The organism is Delftia tsuruhatensis NBRC 16741, from assembly GCF_001571325.1.
GTDB lineage: Bacteria > Pseudomonadota > Gammaproteobacteria > Burkholderiales > Burkholderiaceae_C > Comamonas > Comamonas tsuruhatensis.
In genome coordinates this window covers 101646-115891 of the sequence record NZ_BCTO01000035.1, presented here as the reverse complement: position 1 = coordinate 115891, position 14246 = coordinate 101646, and the positions used below count along the sequence as shown (strand labels likewise).

The following is a 14246-nucleotide window of genomic DNA, read 5'->3' as shown; positions in this document are numbered from 1 at the left end:
GCAGCGATGCACCAGCACGGATTCAGACCGTCTCGCCGCCTGCCCTGGCGGCGCAGTCGCTGGCGAACTGCGGCAACTGCTCTCCCGGCAGGGCCCGGCTGAAGTACCAGCCCTGCACCAGCAGCTCGCCCTCGAAGCCCAGGGCCTGCAGCTGCGCCTGGGTCTCCACGCCTTCGGCCACCACGTTCAACTGCAGCGCCTCGCAAAAGCGCAGCAGGCCGTCCAGCACCAGCGCGCCCTTGGCATGACCGCTGGCCACGACGAAGCTGCGGTCGATCTTGATGGCATCCACGTCGAACTGGTGCAGGTAGCTCATGGACGAGAAGCCGGTGCCGAAGTCGTCTATGGCCACCTTGGCGCCCAGCGCGTGGATCTGGCCTATGGCCTTGCGGATCGCCTCCACATCGCCCACCAGCGCTTCCTCCGTGATCTCCACGCCCACCTGGCCCCTGGCCTGCGCCAGCAGCATCAGCAGGCGCGAGCAGTACTCGGGCGATGTCAGCGTGGCGCCCGTGACATTGATGCTGATCGGCAGGGAAAAACCGTGCTGGCGCCACAGCCGGCATTGGCGCACGGCAGCGCCCGCCACCCACAGATCGACCTCGCGCATCAGGCCGGCATCACCCAGCCAGCGCAGAAAGCCGCCGGGCTGCTGCAGCCTGCCCTGCGAATCGTGGGCGCGCAACAGGGCCTCGCAGCCCAGGCACAAGCCGCTGCGGTGCGAGACCTGGGGCTGGAATTCCAGGTGGAATTCGTACTCGCTGATGCGGCGGATATGGGACAGCATGGTCTCGCGCCGGGCCTGGGTCTCGTGCGCCAGCACCAGCGGATCGCGCGTGACCAGGCCCGCCTCCTCGGGCAGCCGGGAGAACGTGGTGTCCAGCGCGCGCAGCACGATGGCGCCATCGTCCTGGCCCAGCCGGTCGATGGAGCGCACATAAGGCGCATAGACCAGCGCCCCCAACACCGTCAGCGCCAGTTGCAGCACCACGGCGCCCATGTCGCCGCCCGTGCTCACGTAGGCATTGAAGACCACGGGCGCGGTCAGGGGCAGCACCATCGAGGCCGGAGCCACCCAGCCGGCCTGCACCACCGTGACGGCCACGACCAGGTTGATGGCGGGCACCGCCAGAAAAGGCACGAGCAGGCGCAGGTTCAGGATGACCGGCAGGCCGAACAGCAGGATCTCGTTGACGTTGAGCAGGGAGATGGGCAGCGCGGCCAGCGCCAGCATGCGCAGGCCGCGCCCCTTGCAAAACAGCAGCACGGCCAGCGCCAGTGACAGCGTGGCCCCCGAGCCGCCGATGAAGACGAAGGACCCCATCAGGCCGCCGTTGAGCGCCCAGGGCGCCACCAGCCCCTTGGCCACGGCGGCGGCGTTGGCCAGCACGGCCTGGTCCAGCACCTGGAAGAAGGGTTGCATGGCGTAGTAGCCCTGCACGCCAAAGAACCAGAGCACGGAATTGAGCAGCGTCAGCGTCAGCCCGCTGCGATAGGGGCTCTCGGGGGTGGCGATGGCCAGCGGCAGTTCGGCCTGGGTGATATCGGGCAGCACCTGCTGCAGGCCCAGCAGCAGCACCACCAGCAGCAGCGCGACGATGGAGCCGGGCACGACCAGGTTCATCACCTCGCGTACGTTCTCGCCCACAAAGCCCGTGCGCGCAATGCGCGTCCAGCGCATGGCGCTGAGCCTGGCCATCAGCGGCACGGTGATCAGGGGCGAGGCTATGGCGATGAACAGCACCAGCGTGGCGGCCGCGCGCGGATGCTCGCGCAGCAGGAAGATGGCCATCTGCACATGGGCAAAGCACAGAAAGGTCACCGGCAGGCGCGGCAGCCTGTGGCGTATGGAGAGCATGTAGCCGATGGAGGCGGCCACCAGCAGCGGCAGGATGCTGCCGATCTGCGCATGCAGGCCCGCAAGAAGCTGCACCACGGGCTCGGGCTGGCCGGACATCTGCGCCAGCGCCGACAGTATGAGAAACAGGGCCGAGACCAGCAGGCATGGGACCAGCCAGAGCAGGCCTTCGCGTATGGCCCGCATGGAGTTGGCACCGGCCAGCCTGGCCAGGCGCTGCGTCAGGAACAGTTGCATGTCCGGGAACCCCGGCCATGGCGTCTTGTTGCCCATAAGCTCCCACCCTTCACTTCCCGGCAGGAGTCATGCGCCCCTGTCCGAAGCACATCCTACACGGCGGCCGGCCGGCGCCCTGCGCATGGCGGCGCGAGGGGCCTCCCGGCCCGCTCGCGCCCTCGATCAGCCGGTATTGCGCACGCCGGCCGCAATGCCATTGATCGACAGGTGGATGCCGGTCTTGATGCGCTCATCGGTCTGGCCGCCGCGCCAGCGGCGCACCAGCTCCACCTGCAGATGGTGCAGCGGATCGATGTAGGGAAAGCGGTGGCGGATGGAGCGCGCCAGCGCCTCGTTGTGGGCCAGGCGCTGCTTGTCGCCCGTGATGCGCGCCAGCGCATCGACGGTGCTGTGCCACTCGGCCTCGATGGCGCTGAAGATGCGGCGGCGCAGGCGTGCGTCCGGCACCAGGTCGGCATAGCGCGAGGCCAGGTTCAGGTCGCTCTTGGCCAGCACCATGTCCATGTTTGACAGCAGGGTGCGGAAGAACGGCCACTGGCGGTACATCTTCTGCAGCAGGGCCAGCTGGGCCTTGCCATCCTTGCCCGGCTGCCCGATGAAGGCCTGCACCGCCGCGCCGAAGCCGTACCAGCCCGGCAGCGTGAGCCGGCACTGGCCCCAGCTGAAGCCCCAGGGAATCGCGCGCAGGTCCTCGATCTTCTGCGAGGGCTTGCGCGAAGCCGGGCGCGATCCGATGTTCAGCTCGGCAATCTCGCGGATGGGCGTGCTGCTGAAGAAGTAGCTGGTGAAGCCGGGGGTCTCGTACACCAGGGCGCGGTAGGCGCCCATGCTGGCCTCGGACAGAAACGCCGCCGCGTCCAGGAAGGCGCGCGTGGCCGGCTTGGTCGGCTGCAGCAGCGTGGCCTCCAGCGTGGCGGCCACCAGGGTCTCCAGGTTGCGCCGGCCGATCTCGGGGTTGGCGTACTTGGAGGCGATGACCTCGCCCTGCTCGGTCAGCCGGATCTGGCCGCGCACGGTGCCCGGGGGCTGCGCCAGGATGGCCTGGTAGCTGGGGCCGCCGCCACGGCCCACCGTGCCGCCGCGGCCATGGAACATGCGCAGGCTGATGCCATGGCTGTCGGCCAGATCGTCGAACAGCTCGACCAGCGAGATCTCGGCGCGGTACAGCTCCCAGTTGCTGGTGAAGATGCCGCCATCCTTGTTGCTGTCGCTGTAGCCCAGCATGATGTCCTGCTCGCCGCCGCTGCGCTGCACCATGGCCGCCACTCCGGGCAGCTGGAAGTAGCGCCGCATGATGGGCGCGGCGCTGCGCAGGTCGCCGATGGTCTCGAACAGCGGCACGACGATCACGTCGCAGACGGCGCCGTCGTCCAGCGTGCCACGCAGCAGCCCGGCCTCCTTTTGCAGCAGCAGCACTTCCAGCAGGTCGCTGACCGACTCGGTGTGGCTGATGATGCAGTGGCGTATCGCCTCGGCGCCCAGGGTCGCGCGCAGGCGGCGCGCGGCCTCGAAGATGGCCAGTTCACCGCGCGCATGCTCGGAATAGTCGGCGCCCACCACGCGCAGCGGCCGCGCCTCTTCCAGCAGGCGCACCAGCAGGGCGCACTTGGCGTCTTCCTGCAGGCCCGAATAGTCGGGCTCCAGGCGCGCGGTGGCCAGCAGCTCGGCCACCACCTCCTCATGCTTGTCCGAGCTTTGGCGCAGGTCCACCGTGGCCAGGTGGAAGCCGAAGACCTGCACGGCGCGCATCAGCGGACGCAGGCGCTGGGGCGCCAGCACCTCGCCATGGTTGCGGCTGAGCGAGTCGTCGATGACGCGCAGGTCGGCCAGGAACTCCTCGGGCGAGGCATAGGCGTTCTGCGGCGCCACGGCATGGCGCGCGGCCTCGCCGCCGGTCAGCACCTTGAGCGTGGCGGCCAGGCGCGCGTAGATGCCGGTGAGCGCGCGGCGGTAGGGTTCGTCGGAGCGGTGCTCGTTGGTGTCGGGCGAGCGCTCTGCCAGCGCCTGCATCTCGGGCGTGACATCGGCCAGGCGCTGGGACAGCGACAGCTCGCCGCCCAGGTAGTGCACCTCGCGCAGATAGTGGCGCAGCGCCACGTCGGCCTGGCGCGACAGCGCCAGCTCCAGGCTCTGGGCCGTGACATTGGGGTTGCCGTCGCGGTCGCCGCCGATCCAGTGGCCCATGCGCAGGAAGCTGTGCACGGGCAGGGTGTTGCCCAGCTCCTGCTCCAGTTGCGCATACAGCTTGGGGATCTCGCGCAAGAAGGTGGCTTCGTAGTAGGACAGCGCGTTTTCGATCTCGTCGGCCACGGTGAGCTTGGAGTAGCGCAGCAGGCGTGTCTGCCACAGCTGGCTGACGCGGGCGCGCAGCTGGGCCTCGTTGCGTTCGAGTTCGCGCGGGGTGAGCGCGTCCTTGGCGCTGTTGTACAGCTGGGCGCGGGCCACGATGTCCTCGCGCGCGGCCAGCAGTTGGGAGATGTCGCGCTCGGCCACCAGGATGCTCTGGCGCTGCACTTCCGTGGGGTGGGCCGTGAGCACGGGCGCCACATAGCTCCTGGCCAGCGTCTGCGCCACGGTACCGGCCGAGATGCCGGCCCAGCGCAGGCGCGCCAGCGCCACTTCGATGCTGCCTTCCTGCGTGTTGCCCGCGCGCTCGTGCACGGCGCGGCGGCGGATGTGGTGGCGGTCCTCGGCCAGGTTGGCCAGATGGCTGAAATAGGTGAAGGCGCGGATCACGCTCACCGTCTGGTCCGTGGTCAGGCCCTTGAGCAGGCGCTTGAGCGCGCGGTCGGCGGTCTCGTCGGCATCGCGGCGGAAGGTCACCGACAGCTGGCGCACCTGCTCGATCAGCTCGAAGGCCGCCACGCCTTCCTGCTCGCGGATCACATCGCCCAGAATGCGCCCCAGCAGGCGTATGTCCTCGATCAGCGGCAGGTCCTTGTCCGTCTTGCGGACAGGCTTGTCATCACGCCTGTCATCTCGCGCATTGCTCTTGCGGGGGGCGGTGGCCATCAACGAATCTCCTGGAATCGGTCAGCGTATCGGTTTGCTTGGGCTTCGGTCCTGGTGCCGGGTTTACTGCGGCGCAGCATGCTAGCATCCCGCGCTCCCCCCGAGGCTCCTGATGAATACCAAACCACTGATCCCCCACTCCATCGTGATCGCCACGCGCGAGAGCCAGCTGGCACTGTGGCAGGCCGAGCATGTCCAGGCACTGCTGCGCGCCCGGGGGCATGAAGTGGAACTGCTGGGCATGACCACCAAGGGCGACCAGATCCTGGACCGCACGCTGTCCAAGGTGGGCGGCAAGGGCCTGTTCGTCAAGGAGCTGGAAGTGGCGCTGGAAGAAGGACGCGCCCACATCGCCGTGCACTCGCTCAAGGACGTGCCCATGGAGCTGCCCGAAGGCTTTGTGCTGGCCTGCGTGATGGAACGCGAAGACCCGCGCGACGCTTTTGTCTCCAATCGCTACGCCGCGCTGGCCGAGCTGCCGCAGGGCGCCGTCGTCGGCACATCGAGCCTGCGCCGCCAGGCACTGCTGCAGGCCCTGCGCCCCGACCTGAAGATAGAGCCGCTGCGCGGCAACGTGAACACCCGCCTGCGCAAGCTGGACGAAGGCCACTACGACGCCATCGTGCTGGCCGCCGCAGGCCTGATGCGCCTGGGCCTGGCCGACCGCATCCGCGCCAGGTTCGAGCCCGCCGGCATGCTGCCTGCCGCAGGCCAGGGCGCGCTGGGCATCGAGGTGCGCGCCGACCGCCAGGACCTGATCGACGCCCTGGCCCCGCTGGCCCACCAGACCACCTGGCTGACCGTGACCGCCGAGCGCGCCGTCAGCCGCTGCATGGGCGGCAGCTGCTCCATGCCGCTGGCGGCGCACGGCACCTTCGACGGCCAGCAACTGCGCCTGGACGCAGCCTGGGGAGACCCGGAAGGCCGGCTGCCGCTGGTGCAGGTGCACGCCGACGCCACCGTCACCGACTTCGCCAGTGCCGACGCACTGGGCCAGCACGTGGCTGCGCTGCTGCAGGCGGCGGGCGCCCAACCGGCCCCCAAGCTCTAGACGGCACGCCCACATGCCACCGCGCATACTCGTCACCCGCCCGGCCCATGACGCAGCCGCGTGGGTGGATGCGCTGCAGGCCCGGGGCCTTCCGGCCCAGCCGCTGGCGCTGATGGCCATAGGCCCCTGCCGCGATGCGGCCACGCAACAGGCCTTGCAGGCCGCCCGCAACGCGCTGCGCGAAGGCCCGGGCTACCGCGCCGTGATGTTCGTCAGCGGCAACGCCGTCCAGCATTTCTTCGGCACCGACCCCGCACGGCTTCCGGCCTCCACCCGCGCCTGGACGCCCGGCCCCGGCACCGCCCAGGCGCTGCTGGCCCTGGGCATTGCGCCAGCACAGATCGACGGCCCGCCACCGGACGCCGCCCAGTTCGAATCCGAAACGCTATGGCAGCGCGTGCATGACCAGATCCATGCGGGCGACCGCGTGCTCATCGTGCGTGGCGACAGCCAGGCAGGAGCGCCCAGGACCGTGCCGGCCACGGCAGGCGCCGGCCGCGATTGGCTGGCCGCCCGACTGCGCGAGGCAGGTGCCCAGGTCGAAATGCTGGCCGTCTACCAGCGCGAACTGCCTGCCTGGGATGCAGCCCAGACGGCACTGGCACGCCTGGCGGCCGAAGATGGCACGCTGTGGCTGCTCAGCAGCGCCGAATCCGTTGCCAACCTGCAACAGCTCCTGCCGGGCCAATCGTGGCAAAAAGCGCGAGCGCTCGCTACGCACGAGCGAATCGCTGCCCAGGCAAGACACATGGGATTCGGAGATGTCAAGCAATGCCGGCCCGCTCTGGAGGACGTGGTTGCGTCGATAGAATCGTCGCCATGAGTTCCGACGCAGCGCAAGACCGCCCCACCCCGCAGGACCTAACGCCCGCATCCTCCGCAGCAGCCTTCGCAGCCGGCTCCGCCCAAAGCAGCCCCGCTGCAGACCTGCGCGGCGGCTCCTCGGCCCTGGTCTACGGCGTGGGCGCCGTGGCCGTCGCGGCGCTCATTGCCTGCGGCATGCTGTGGCAGCGCCTGGGCAATATCCAGGAACAGCTGGCGCGCCAGTCCGCGCAGTCCGGCTCCCAGTCGGTCGAGGCCCGCACCCTGGCGCGCGATGCCCAGGACCTGGCCCGCGATAGCGCGGCGCGCACCTCGGTCATGGAGGCGCGCATTGCCGAGCTGTCTCTGCAGCGCACCCAGCTCGACGAACTCCTGCAAAGCATGTCGCGCTCGCGCGACGAAAACCTGGTGGTGGACATCGAATCCTCCATCCGCCTGGCACAGCAGCAGGCCGAGCTGTCCGGCAGCCTGCAGCCGCTGGTGGCCACGCTCAAGAACGCCCGCCAGCGCATTGAACGCGCCGCCCAGCCCCGGCTGGCCCCGGTCATGCGCGCGCTGGACCGCGACCTGGAACGGCTGGCCCGCATGAGCGTGACCGACACCGCCGGCCTGCTCACGCGCATCGAGGACCTGGTGCGCCTGGTCGACGAAATGCCCCTGCTCAACGCCGTGGCCCAGCCCCGCGCCAGCCGCCATCGCGGCGTGGCCGGCCAGGCGGCCCGCCAGCCCGAGCCCGCCCCCATCGAGGGCAGCCCCACCGAATGGCGCTGGTGGCAATCCTGGGGCGAGCGCGGCTGGACGGCCGTGCGCGAAGAAGCCCAGGACCTGCTGCGCGTCAGCCGCATAGACCACCCGGACGCCATCCTGCTGGCGCCGGAACAGGCCTATTTCCTGCGCGAGAACCTCAAGCTCAAGCTGCTGAACTCGCGCCTGGCCCTGCTGTCGCGCCAGTGGGATGCGGCGCGGGCCGACCTGGCCGCTTCCGGGATGGCCGTGAACAAGTACTTTGATCCTGCCGCGCGGCGCACCCAGATCGTGCAGGCCCAGCTGCAGCAGATCCAGGCCAATCTGCGCACCACCGAACAGCCTGCGCTGCAGGAAACCCTGGCGGCGCTGGCAACAGCGGCCGCAGGCCGCTGAGCAGCCGGGAGACAGACGAATGCGCGCTGCACTGTGGTTGATCGGTTTGTTCGGCATGGCCGTTGCGGCCGCCTTGTTCGCGGGCTCCAACCAGGGCACGGTGACCCTGTTCTGGGCGCCCTACCGCCTGGACCTGTCACTGAACCTGGCCATTGCCATCATCGTGCTGGCCTTCGTGCTGCTGTATGCCGCGCTGCGCGCGCTGGCCGCGCTGCTGCAGATGCCGCACCAGGCGCGGCGCTGGCGCAGCCAGCAGAAAGAGCGCGCCATGCACCACAGCCTGCTGGAAGCCCTGTCGCACCAGCAGGCCGGCCGCTTCCTGCGCGCACGCAAGTCCGCGCTGGCGGCCCTGGCCATGGAAGAGTCCCTGGCCGAGACCCATGCCGCCGTGCCGCACGGCATGCGGCTGCGCGCCGCCGCCCACATGGTGGCCGCCGATGCCTCCCATGCACTGCAGGACCGCCAGCAGCGCGACCACCATTGGCGTGAGGTCCTGGCCAACGCACCGGCCCAGGGCAACGCCCAGGAGCAGGAAATGCGCGAAGGCGCACAGATGCGCGCCGCGCGCTGGGCCCTGGACGACCGCGACGCATCCGACGCACTGCGCCGCCTGGCCGAACTGCCCCAGGGCGCGGCACGCCGCACGATCGCGCTGCGCATCCGCCTGAAGGCCTCGCGCCTGGCAGGCCAGACATCGACGGCGCTGGACACGGCACGCCTGCTGGCCAAGCACCGCGCCTTCTCGCCCGCGGCCGCCGCCAGCGTGGTGCGCGGCCTGGTACTGGAGAGCATCAACGAGGCACGCGACACCACGCAGCTGCAGCACTTCTGGCTGTCGCTGGACACGGAAGAGCGCGCCATGCCCGAGATTGCGCTGCCGGCCGCATCGCGCCTCATGGCCCTGGGCGGCGAGGCCGCGCAGGCCCGTGCCTGGCTGCTGCCCGTGTGGGAGCGCCTGCTGTCCCACGCAGGCCCGCGCAGCGAATCCCACCTGCCGCGCCTGGTCCAGGTGCTGGAGCCCTGCCTGGACGGCCTGGACGGCGCCTGGCTGGCTCGCATCGAGGCGGCCAGCAACGCCCATCCGCGCGAAGCCCGCCTGCAATACCTGGCCGGCATGGCATGCGTGCAGCGCCAGCTCTGGGGCAAGGCCCAGCAGCTGTTGCTGCGCGCAGCCCCCCACCTGCAGGAAAGCGCACTGCGCACCCGCGCCTGGCAGCGCCTGGCCCTGATGGCCGAGCACCGCGGCGATGCCGATGCAGCGGCTGCCGCCTGGAAGCAGGCAGCGCAGGCCGTGGTCGTGCTGCCCGCCGATCCGACCCGGCCCTGAGCCCTCCGCGCGGCACGGCGAGCCTTCATCTTTTTTGAATCGAGCCGTCAATACCGCTGAACTCTTTTGGATTTGCCGCTTCCTACACTGCACGTTGTCCGCAGTGCACGAAGTCCACGCAGAGCGCACCGCACCCTTTCTTGCCATCCAGGGCCCCTTTGCAGGGGCCCTGAACGGTTCCAAAGCCTGCCGCCATCCATGACAGAGTCCTCAGCCCGCGCCAACGCGCCAGCAAAATCCTCCTCCAAAGCCACGCGCTACAACGGCGTGGCCATGGCTGCCCACTGGCTGCTGGCACTGGGCCTGATCGCCGCCCTGGCCCTGGGCTGGTACATGACAGGCCTGCCGTTCTCGCCCTCGCGCCTGAAGCTCTACAACTGGCACAAGTGGCTGGGCGTCACGCTGTTGACGCTGAGCCTGCTGCGCCTGGTCTGGCGCATCACCCATCGCCCGCCCGAGCTGCCCGCCGCCGTGGCCCGCGCCATGCCCCAATGGCAGCACTGGGCCCACAACGGCACCCACCACGCCATGTACCTGCTGTTCTTTGCCGTGCCCCTGCTGGGCTGGGCCTACAGCTCGGCGGCCGGCTTTCCCATCGTCTTCCTCGGCGTGCTGCCCCTGCCCGACTTCGTGAGCGCAAGCCCCGAGCTGGCGGAGACCCTCAAGCCCCTGCACGGCTGGGCGGCCTGGGCCCTGGTCGCGCTGATCGCCATGCATGTGGGCGCCGCCCTCAAGCACCAGTTCATCGACCGCGACGGCCTCATCTCCCGCATGCTGCCGGGCCGCGCCTGAGTTTTCTCCCCCAGCCAGGGCCTGCGCACCGCGCTGCGCGCGCCCCAGCCATCCCCGATCGAATGTTTCCCGACCCCCAAAGGAGTCCTGCCATGCGCTTTTCCGCCACGCTGACCACCATTGCCCTGGCCGCTGCGGCCCTGACCTCCCAGGCGGCCCTGGCCGAGCAAAAGCTCGTTCCCGCCCAGAGCGCCGTGAACTTCACGGCCAAGCAGATGGGCGTGCCCCTGCAGGGCCACTTCAAGAAATTCGACGCCCAGGTCCAGTTCGACACGGCCAAGCCCGACACCAGCAAGATCCGCTTCACCGTGGACACCGGCAGCGCCACCATGGGCGCCAAGGAAACCGACGCCGAGCTGCCCAAGGCCGATTGGTTCAATGTCGCCAAATTCCCCCAGGCCGTCTTCGACTCCACCGCCGTCAAGGCGCTGGGCGGCGGCAAGTACCAGGTGGACGGCAAGCTCAGCATCAAGGGCCAGGTCCAGAACGTGAGCATTCCCGTGCAACTGGCACAGTCCGGCACCACGACCACGGCCACCGGCACGCTGCCGCTCAAGCGCCTGCAGTTCAAGATCGGCGAAGGCGAATGGGGCGATACCTCCATGGTGGCCGACGAGGTCCAGGTGCAATTCAAGCTGGCCCTGACCGGCGTGGGCAAGCTGTAAGCGGCACTCTTGCCCAGGATTGGCCGTTTTCTTTTCCGTTTCGTGCAACCCCAACCTAGGAGTTCTTTCATGCGCACTTCCGTGTTTGCCCTGGCCATTGCCGGCCTGTTCGCCACCGCTGCCCAGGCGGCTCCCGCAACCTACGCCATCGACCCGACGCACACCTTCGCCACGTTCGAGATCGACCACAACGGTGCCTCGACCAACCGCGTGCGCTTCGACAAGAAGAGCGGCACCGTGGAATTCGACCGTGACGCCAAGGCCGGCAAGGTCGAAGTCGTGCTGGAAATGGACTCGCTGAGCTCGGGCACCGCCGCCTTCGACAAGCATCTCAAGAGCGCCGACATCTTCAACGTGGCCAAGTTCCCCCAGGCCAAGTTCGTCTCCGACAAGTTCGTCTTCGACGGCGACAAGCTCAAGGAAGTCACCGGCCAGCTGACCATCCTGGACAAGACCCAGCCCGTGACCATCAAGGCCAACAAGTTCACCTGCTACCCCAACGCCATGCTGCAAAAGCGCGAGACCTGCGGCGGCGACTTCGAGGCCGTGATCGACCGCACCGCCTTCGGCGTGAACTACGGCGTGGACTACGGCTTCCCCAAGCAAGTGCGCCTGGTGATGTCCATCGAAGCGGTCAAGCAGCAGTAAAACGGTATTCGCCGCAGTGCCTTTCGGGGCGATGCGACCCAAAGCCCGTGATCCGGAAGCCGGTCACGGGCTTTTTTGCGTGGCGGGCCGGGCCTGCCACCTCCTGACCACGCCCGCCAGCCTGCGCACCCCTTGCTCGATGGCCTGCGGCTGCAGGCTCGCATAGCCCAGGACCAGCCCGGCGCAGGACTGGCGGCGATGGGCGTCACCGGCCGCATAGAGCGGCGAGATGGGGCGCACGCCCACGCCGCGCTCTCGCGCCAGACGCACCAGGGCAATCTCATCGCGCTGGTGCACGGCAGGCACCCAGGCCACCACATGCAGGCCCGAGGCCGAACCTTCGACCTGCACCGCGCCCGGCAGGTGCCGCTCCAGCGCCTGCAGCAATGCCGCCCGCCGGCCTTCGTTGCGGCGGCGGGCGGCGCGCACATGGCGCTCGTAGCTGCCGTCCTCGATCAGCGCGGCCAGCACCAGCTGGTCCAGGCGCGGCGCATGCCGGTCGGCCAGCCGCCGGGCTTCCCGGAACACGGGCACCAGGGACGGCGGCAGCACCAGGTAGCCCATGCGCATTTGTGGGGACAAGGCCTTGGAGAAAGTGCCGACATGGATGACGCAACCCACCTCGTCAATGGACTGCAGGGCGTCGATGGGGCGCAGCCCGTAGCGGAATTCGCCGTCGTAGTCGTCCTCCAGAATCCAGGCACCCGTGGCGCGCGCCCAGGCCAGCAGTTGCTGCCTGCGGCCTATGGGCAGCACGCCGCCCAGCGGAAACTGGTGCGAGGGCGTGACATAGGCCAGCCGCGCCTGGCGCCCGGCCAGCGCCGAGGTATCCAGGCCCTGTTCATCGACGGCCATTTCCTGCAGGCATGCGCCCTGGGCCTCGAACACGCGGCGCGCCATCAGGTAGCAGGGCTCTTCCATCAGCACGGTCTCGCCCGGATCGACCAGCACGCGCGCGCACAGGTCGATGGCCTGCTGCGAGCCCTGCACCACCACTATCTGATCGGCCGAACAGACAAGCCCCCGCGCCCTTCGCAGATAGCCTTGCAGCGCCATGCGCAGCGCCGGCTCGCCTTCGGGCGCGTCGTAGGACAGGGAAGACTGGCGCTGCACGATGGCGCGGTTGTAGGCGCGCCGCCAGGCCAGCGTGGGAAAGTCGTCAAAGGCCAGGGCGCCGTAGAGAAAGTCGATCACGGCAGGCCCTTCATCCCAGGCGCGAGCGGGCTGGGCCTGCGCCAGCGCATCCACGCGCCGTCCATAGGAAGACAGGCGGGATCGGCAATCCTGCGCCGCAGCCGCAATGCGGGGCGCGCGGCTGCGCTGCTCCGCGCCAGCTGCCACGCGCGCCCGGGCGCCCTGTGCAGTCTCCAGATAGCCCTCGGCCGCAAGCTGCTCGTAGGCCGCCGTGACGGTGGTGCGCGACACACCCAGGTCCAGCGCCAGCGCGCGGGTGGAAGGCAGGCGCGCGCCCACGGCCAGGCTGCCGTCGGCCATCTGGGATTTCAGCCATTCGTGGATGCGGCGGGCGCTGGGCGCAGCCCCGGTATCGGCGGCGAAATGGGACTTCAACTGGTCTTCCAAAAAATCACGAAACTGGATTTTTCATTGTGCCAGGGATGGTGGATAGTCCTGTTTCCCCCGATGCCGGTCCACCGTTGCACCAAGCTCCATGTACACGCCCGCCCATTTCTCCCTCATCGATTCCGGCAGCCTGCACGGCCTGATCCGCAGCCACCCCCTGGGCACGCTCGTCACCCAGGCCAACGGCGTGCTGGACGCCAACCACCTGCCGTTCCTGCTGGATGCGGACCCAGGGGAGATGGGCACGCTGAGCGCCCATGTGGCCCGCGCCAATCCCATCTGGCAGCAGTGCCGCGACGGCGCCGAGGTGCTGGTCGTCTTCCGTGGTGCCGAAGGCTATATCTCGCCCAGCTGGTATCCAAGCAAGCACGAGACGCACCGCCTGGTGCCCACCTGGAACTACGAGGCCGTGCATGTGCACGGGCAAATCAGCATCCATGACGACGAGAGATTCGTGCGCGGCCTGGTCGGCCGGCTCACCCGGGTCCATGAGGCATCGCAGGCCCAGCCCTGGAAGATGTCCGACTCGCCGCGTGAATTCATCGACGGCATGCTGCAGGCCATCCTCGGCCTGCAGATCCGCATCACCCGCCTGGAGGGCAAGGCCAAGCTCAGCCAGAACCGGCAGGCCCGCGACCTGGAAGGCGCCATCGGCGCGCTGCGCGAGCGCGGACAGGAGCCGCTGGCCGGCGCCATGGATGCGGCGCCGCGCATCTAGCGCCAGCCACCCTCACACAGGTTGCCAACCATCGATGTACACCTCCACCTTCACCTTCGCGCCGGGCGCATACGACGCGCAGTTCCATGCCCTTGACGGCCGGATCGCCGAGATCGCCCGCGCCATCCCCGGCTACCTGGGCGAAGAGGCCTGGGAGAACCCCGCCACAGGCCTGGTCTCCAACGTCTACTACTGGCAGACCTGGGAGGCGCTGCAAGAGCTGATGCGCCACCCTGCGCATATCGAGGCCAAGCGGCAGCAGGCGCGCTGGCTCAAGGGCTACCAGGTGGTGATCGCCCAGGTGGTGGGCAGCTACGGCGATGGCGGGATAGCGCACCCGCTGGCCACCGCTGCGCAAGGCACTGCGCACCCGGCTCGCTGACCGGACCCGCTTT

General features: G+C 69.2%; 12 protein-coding genes. 9 read left to right on the top strand and 3 right to left on the bottom strand.

Translation table 11 applies throughout. From position 1 onward, the window contains the following. Positions 1-22 precede the first annotated feature (22 nt). Positions 23-2131, bottom strand: coding sequence for an EAL domain-containing protein (locus DTS01S_RS18305; RefSeq protein ID WP_016448937.1), 2109 nt, complete (start codon positions 2129-2131; stop codon positions 23-25). A 126-nt stretch (positions 2132-2257) separates the two neighbouring features. Further along, complete coding sequence (gene ppc / locus DTS01S_RS18300; RefSeq protein ID WP_017406380.1) at positions 2258-5107, bottom strand: phosphoenolpyruvate carboxylase; 2850 nt, start codon at positions 5105-5107, stop codon at positions 2258-2260. Between the two features lie 112 nt (positions 5108-5219). On the opposite strand from ppc, the gene hemC reads away from it, so the two are divergent. The 7 genes from hemC to DTS01S_RS18265 all read left to right on the top strand — a co-directional run bounded on the left by hemC (position 5220) and on the right by DTS01S_RS18265 (position 11552). Next, the gene (hemC, locus tag DTS01S_RS18295) at positions 5220-6158 is read left to right on the top strand and encodes a hydroxymethylbilane synthase (RefSeq protein WP_017406379.1); all 939 of its coding nucleotides are present in this window, start codon (positions 5220-5222) and stop codon (positions 6156-6158) included. A 13-nt stretch (positions 6159-6171) separates the two neighbouring features. Beyond that, positions 6172-6981, top strand: a complete 810-nt coding sequence (locus tag DTS01S_RS18290) for a uroporphyrinogen-III synthase (protein WP_034365390.1) — start codon at positions 6172-6174, stop codon at positions 6979-6981. Continuing rightward, entirely contained in the window at positions 6978-8120 is a 1143-nt protein-coding gene (locus tag DTS01S_RS18285) for a uroporphyrinogen-III C-methyltransferase (RefSeq protein ID WP_034399587.1), read from the top strand. Before DTS01S_RS18290 ends, DTS01S_RS18285 begins: the two co-directional genes overlap by 4 nt. Before the next feature lie 19 nt (positions 8121-8139). Continuing rightward, positions 8140-9447, top strand: a complete 1308-nt coding sequence (locus DTS01S_RS18280; RefSeq protein WP_016452499.1) for a heme biosynthesis HemY N-terminal domain-containing protein — start codon at positions 8140-8142, stop codon at positions 9445-9447. Between the two features lie 198 nt (positions 9448-9645). After that, entirely contained in the window at positions 9646-10239 is a 594-nt protein-coding gene (locus DTS01S_RS18275) for a cytochrome b (protein WP_016452500.1), read from the top strand. A 92-nt stretch (positions 10240-10331) separates the two neighbouring features. Continuing rightward, positions 10332-10904 carry a YceI family protein gene (locus DTS01S_RS18270; RefSeq protein WP_016448944.1) on the top strand — a complete coding sequence of 191 codons (573 nt, stop codon included), beginning with the start codon at positions 10332-10334 and terminating at the stop codon, positions 10902-10904. 69 nt (positions 10905-10973) lie between these two features. Continuing rightward, entirely contained in the window at positions 10974-11552 is a 579-nt protein-coding gene (locus DTS01S_RS18265) for a YceI family protein (protein ID WP_016448945.1), read from the top strand. Positions 11553-11615: 63 nt separating this feature from the next. Here the strand turns inward: DTS01S_RS18265 and pdxR are convergent, their stop codons facing one another. After that, the gene (gene pdxR, locus DTS01S_RS18260; protein ID WP_061288292.1) at positions 11616-13121 is read right to left on the bottom strand and encodes a MocR-like pyridoxine biosynthesis transcription factor PdxR; all 1506 of its coding nucleotides are present in this window, start codon (positions 13119-13121) and stop codon (positions 11616-11618) included. Between the two features lie 100 nt (positions 13122-13221). Between pdxR and DTS01S_RS18255 the strand changes: the two genes are divergently transcribed. Together DTS01S_RS18255 and DTS01S_RS18250 are read left to right on the top strand one after the other, a co-directional pair. After that, positions 13222-13851 carry an FMN-binding negative transcriptional regulator gene (locus DTS01S_RS18255; protein ID WP_061288279.1) on the top strand — a complete coding sequence of 210 codons (630 nt, stop codon included), beginning with the start codon at positions 13222-13224 and terminating at the stop codon, positions 13849-13851. A gap of 34 nt (positions 13852-13885) precedes the next feature. Further along, positions 13886-14233, top strand: a complete 348-nt coding sequence (locus tag DTS01S_RS18250) for an antibiotic biosynthesis monooxygenase family protein (protein WP_017407075.1) — start codon at positions 13886-13888, stop codon at positions 14231-14233. Positions 14234-14246 lie beyond the last annotated feature (13 nt).

What these genes read in the sequence shown, in the direction of transcription:
- DTS01S_RS18285 (WP_034399587.1), top strand. Translation starts at nt 6,978, where the DNA reads ATGAGTTCCGACGCAGCGCAAGACCGCCCCACCCCGCAGGACCTAACG.
- DTS01S_RS18305 (WP_016448937.1), bottom strand. Translation starts at nt 2,131, where the DNA reads ATGGGCAACAAGACGCCATGGCCGGGGTTCCCGGACATGCAACTGTTC.
- DTS01S_RS18255 (WP_061288279.1), top strand. Translation starts at nt 13,222, where the DNA reads ATGTACACGCCCGCCCATTTCTCCCTCATCGATTCCGGCAGCCTGCAC.
- DTS01S_RS18250 (WP_017407075.1), top strand. Translation starts at nt 13,886, where the DNA reads ATGTACACCTCCACCTTCACCTTCGCGCCGGGCGCATACGACGCGCAG.
- DTS01S_RS18265 (WP_016448945.1), top strand. Translation starts at nt 10,974, where the DNA reads ATGCGCACTTCCGTGTTTGCCCTGGCCATTGCCGGCCTGTTCGCCACC.
- DTS01S_RS18290 (WP_034365390.1), top strand. Translation starts at nt 6,172, where the DNA reads ATGCCACCGCGCATACTCGTCACCCGCCCGGCCCATGACGCAGCCGCG.
- DTS01S_RS18270 (WP_016448944.1), top strand. Translation starts at nt 10,332, where the DNA reads ATGCGCTTTTCCGCCACGCTGACCACCATTGCCCTGGCCGCTGCGGCC.
- DTS01S_RS18275 (WP_016452500.1), top strand. Translation starts at nt 9,646, where the DNA reads ATGACAGAGTCCTCAGCCCGCGCCAACGCGCCAGCAAAATCCTCCTCC.
- ppc (WP_017406380.1), bottom strand. Translation starts at nt 5,107, where the DNA reads ATGGCCACCGCCCCCCGCAAGAGCAATGCGCGAGATGACAGGCGTGAT.
- DTS01S_RS18280 (WP_016452499.1), top strand. Translation starts at nt 8,140, where the DNA reads ATGCGCGCTGCACTGTGGTTGATCGGTTTGTTCGGCATGGCCGTTGCG.
- hemC (WP_017406379.1), top strand. Translation starts at nt 5,220, where the DNA reads ATGAATACCAAACCACTGATCCCCCACTCCATCGTGATCGCCACGCGC.